Origin of the sequence: Aurantiacibacter xanthus, from assembly GCF_003584015.1 — a bacterium.
Classification (GTDB): domain Bacteria; phylum Pseudomonadota; class Alphaproteobacteria; order Sphingomonadales; family Sphingomonadaceae; genus Alteraurantiacibacter; species Alteraurantiacibacter xanthus.
Window position 1 is genome coordinate 1 of record NZ_QXFM01000136.1, and the last position, 2191, is coordinate 2191.

At 63.2% G+C, this 2191-nt stretch carries 3 protein-coding genes; all 3 read right to left on the reverse strand.

Annotated features, from left to right (window positions below):
* Nucleotides 1-335 (reverse strand): single-stranded DNA-binding protein (locus D2V17_RS17185; RefSeq protein ID WP_147367457.1); only part of this gene is annotated, 335 nt, incomplete at its 3' end.
* A gap of 269 nt (nt 336-604) precedes the next feature.
* Nucleotides 605-874, reverse strand: coding sequence for a hypothetical protein (locus tag D2V17_RS17190; protein WP_119594252.1), 270 nt, complete (start codon nt 872-874; stop codon nt 605-607).
* Nucleotides 875-944: 70 nt separating this feature from the next.
* Nucleotides 945-1880: a DUF2493 domain-containing protein gene (locus tag D2V17_RS17195; protein WP_119594254.1), complete on the reverse strand. Its 936-nt coding sequence runs from the start codon at nt 1878-1880 to the stop codon at nt 945-947.
* Nucleotides 1881-2191: the final 311 nt, after the last annotated feature.

The window sequence follows — 2191 nt, forward strand, 5'->3', positions numbered from 1 at the left end:
AAGTCGACCTTGTCGGCGAGGATCTCGGTGCCGTAGCGCGTGACCCCGTCCTTGTCCTCCCACTGGGTGTAGTGGATGCGGCCCTGGACACTTACCAGCTGGCCTTTGGAGCAGTACTGGCCGACGGTCTTGGCGAGGCCGTTGAAGCAGGTCACCCGGTGGAACTCGCTTTCCTTGGCGGTGTAGCCGTTCTCGTCCTTGTAGGTCTTGCCGTCCTTGTCGCGAGCGGGGCGATCGGTGACGACGGTGATCCCGGTGACATTGGTGCCGCCCTTGGTCTCGCGGGTGTCCGGATCGCGAGCGATGCGGCCGGTGAGGATTGCGATATTGGTCATGATAGTAGTCCTTCAGTTCCTCAAACCGGAGACCATCTCCGGCTTGCGAACATCCAGAAGAAGCAGGGCATGGGAGGACTGCACCTGAGGCCTGAAGGGCCGAAGGGAAACCTGTTCATGACGGGTGGTGCGGGCAGGCGCGCGAAGCGCGACAACACGGCCGGAAAGGAACGGGTTGCTGTCCTCAGCTGACCTGATTCAGGACTGTTCGCGAAGAAAGCCGGATGGGTGTCGGGTGTGGGTCTGACGGTGCCAAGACCCAGCTGCAATCAGTTTACCCCTTCGCCCTCCGATGCCGCCAGGAGATCCATGAAGTTGCGGGCTGCCTCCCGGTCTTCCTCGTTCTCAAACGCCACATCGAGATCGGGGGCGGACCCGAACATGTGCAGGAACGACCACAGTGCAAAGCGCTTGCCCCGGTCCTCCTCAAGGCCGAGATCGACCCGGCAATGTTCAATACCGGCCGCAAAGGTGTCGGGGGCAACCCCGGTGAGGTCGGTGGTGGCAAAGTAGCGCTGCAGCAGATCGTCAAGTTGCATGACCGGTCCTTAGTCGGGTCGGCGCCGAATGCACATCCAGGCAATTCAGATGAAGATGATGAAGGGCCCCTCAGGACCCAGGAGAAGTGCCCAAGAGGCCGCGACGATCGACCACGGTGATCCGGCGCATCTTGGCATCGATCACCAGCCGCTCGGTCACGCCATTGCCCGGAAAGGCGACGACGTAGCGCGGATTGAGTGAGAGCATCTGCTCGTTGCGCTTGAACCCAGCGCGGGCACCAAGTCGACGATCGAGCGAATAGGTCAGCTGCTGGATTTCGCGACGCTCGGCCCAGCTCGCGGCGAGGCGATCGGCACCCTTGCCGTCGCCGCCATGGACCAGGAAGAGATGGGGAACCGCATCGCGAACCTTGTCGAGCGTCGCCCAGATATTTTCGGCGTAGATACGCGCATCCTCGGCGCTCTCGAAGCTCTGGCGACCACCGGAGAAAACGACCGGAGTTCCTTCCGGGATCAGGGCATGGCGCCGGTTCTCAGCACGTGCGCGAAGGAAATCGCGGGCATCGATTACGGCCGAAGTGAGATTGCGCGAATGGCTCGTGCGCGACCCGGAAACGGGCTTCCACGAGGAACCGGTCTCGTCGCGGTATAGTGCTGCCGCCGCCTCACGCATCTGCTCGAAGGCCAGCATGCTGGCTTCGGCAGCCTGCGCGCGTTCGACCTGTTCTTCGAGATTGCTCGAATGCACTTCGGAGCCATCGGCTGATGCGAGGAGGGCCCGGATCTCGTCGCTTGCCCGATCAAGTTGAGCCGACTTGCGGCTGGCTGCGCGGTGGAACAGATTGACCATGCCCCAGGCAATATCCTCAGCATCGGCTTCCAGGGCAGTGTCGGAAAACATCGCGAAGAGGTCGGACCATACGGCGCCAAGCGTCTGCTCGATCGCGTCCTCGCAGGGAAAGTCGGTTTCGCTGAATGGGGCCGGCCTGATGCTGAGGCCTGAAAGGTCAAGGCCGCTCAACTGGTCGATGAAGCTGTCGTACATGGGGTGTCTCCTGATCGCGGGGACAAGGAGAGGAGGCACCATTGCCTCGGGCCTGTCCGCCGGAGCCCGATCAGGGCCGGGGAAAGGGGCAAGACGCACCGCGTAGCGGGAAACCTGCGGCCCTAGGCTGGCGCGGGCAACACGGGCCGACGGGCCGCAGGTTGCGGCTCGCCCCGACCGGCCCAAGGGCCTCTCCCGGCGGAGAGGGATGAGGCAGGATCAGGACCCGGTGTCGCAGTTGGATCGGGAGCGCTCGAAGATCGCTTCGCCATTCGAGAACCGACCGACCATGCGCAGCTCACCGAACAGGT

What these genes read in the sequence shown, in the direction of transcription:
- D2V17_RS17190 (WP_119594252.1), bottom strand. Translation starts at nt 874, where the DNA reads ATGCAACTTGACGATCTGCTGCAGCGCTACTTTGCCACCACCGACCTC.
- D2V17_RS17195 (WP_119594254.1), bottom strand. Translation starts at nt 1,880, where the DNA reads ATGTACGACAGCTTCATCGACCAGTTGAGCGGCCTTGACCTTTCAGGC.